At 29.6% G+C, this 1,507-nt stretch carries 3 protein-coding genes; all 3 read right to left on the reverse strand.

The window, feature by feature from the left end; genetic code table 11:
• Window positions 1–283: 283 nt before the first annotated feature.
• Window positions 284–592 carry a CD1247 N-terminal domain-containing protein gene (locus HMPREF9129_RS06510; protein ID WP_004821711.1) on the reverse strand — a complete coding sequence of 103 codons (309 nt, stop codon included), beginning with the start codon at window positions 590–592 and terminating at the stop codon, window positions 284–286.
• Window positions 593–614: 22 nt separating this feature from the next.
• Window positions 615–1,172: an elongation factor P gene (efp, locus tag HMPREF9129_RS06515; RefSeq protein ID WP_004821712.1), complete on the reverse strand. Its 558-nt coding sequence runs from the start codon at window positions 1,170–1,172 to the stop codon at window positions 615–617.
• A gap of 67 nt (window positions 1,173–1,239) precedes the next feature.
• Window positions 1,240–1,507 (reverse strand): hypothetical protein (locus HMPREF9129_RS06520; RefSeq protein WP_004821713.1); only part of this gene is annotated, 268 nt, incomplete at its 5' end.

The raw sequence follows: 1,507 nt of genomic DNA on the forward strand, positions 1-1,507 counted from the left end.
ATATATATATAGATTTAATAGGATAATAGTATTAGGAACAGAAGCATGAACATGGACAAATTCATTATCCTCATTAAAACTATCAAAAACTACATCTTTAAAACCAAACAAATTCATGATATTATTATTTTGCACTTATATGTACCTCCAATCTTTGGTTTTGCTAATTAAAGTTTAGGACTAAATGCATATAAGTGCAATTTTTTTTACAAAAATATCTGTTAGAGATTTACTCCCCCAGATATTTTAGAGCCTAAAAAAGGGCCTTTCGGCCCAATTAAATTTATTCTTCTACTTCTAAATCTGAATCTTCAAATTCATCGTAGAATAAATCATCATAATCTTCATCGTATAGATCGAAGTCATCATCTTCGTCTTCGTCATATACATAATCTTCAAGATCTGATAAATCTTCATCTAGTAGATCAAGATATTCGTCCATATCTTCTTGTTGGCTTTGAATCTCTTCAACTAAATCTCCAAGTACATCAATAAGTTCAACTAAAATACGTCCTTCTTTTGAAGTTTCATCAATCTCGCATCCATCTGCTAGACCTTCTAGATAAGCAATTCTTGCTTTTAAGTTTTCCATAGTTTCCTCCTAATTCTCTAGATTATACTCTAGACATGTACTCCCCTGTTCTTGTATCAATTCTGATAACATCGCCTGTATTTACAAAGAGTGGAACATTTAGGGTAAATCCTGTTTCAACTGTAGCAGGTTTATTTCCACCTGATGAAGTGTCTCCTTTTACTCCCGGCTCAGTTTGTGTTACTTCTAATTCAACAAAGTTTGCAGGTGCAACTCTAAATGGTTTACCTTTATAAAAATTAATAACAGCTACATCATTCTCTCTCATAAAATTAAGAGCATCTTCTACTACATCTTTTTCCAATGGAATTTGTTCATATGTTTCATTATCCATGAAATAATAAAGTTCTCCATCACTATAAAGATATTGCATTTCTTTAGTTTCTATAACTGCCTTTTCAAATTTTTCTGAAGGGTTAAAAGTTGTTTCTCTAGCTCCACCAGTAAGTACTGATTTAATTTTTACTCTAACAAAAGCAGCTCCTTTTCCAGGCTTAACGTGTTGGAAGTCTATAATTTCATAAACATCTCCATCCATTACAAACGTAACGCCTTTTCTTAAATCACCTGCTGATATCATAAATTTACCTCCTAAATTTTCTCTTCATTTCATTATAACACATTACAAATATCTATTTAAATACTTTTTACTTCTTTTCTTTAGATGTATACTTAACTGTAGGTTTAATAAAATCTTTAAGATTTTTATAAAACATATGCAAATTATCATACTTATAATTTGCAACTATGTAATTTTCAGATACTTGGTCATAATTCAGTGTTAATCCATCAACTTCTATATTATAATGCCCCAACGATTGAATGTCACTTTTTAAATTCAAAATTCCGTTTATTTTTATGTTTGCTCCTAAAATTATATTTTCAACATTAAATAAACTCATAACTTTAATATCA

It is taken from the genome of Peptoniphilus indolicus ATCC 29427, from assembly GCF_000227315.1.
Lineage (GTDB): Bacteria > Bacillota > Clostridia > Tissierellales > Peptoniphilaceae > Peptoniphilus > Peptoniphilus indolicus.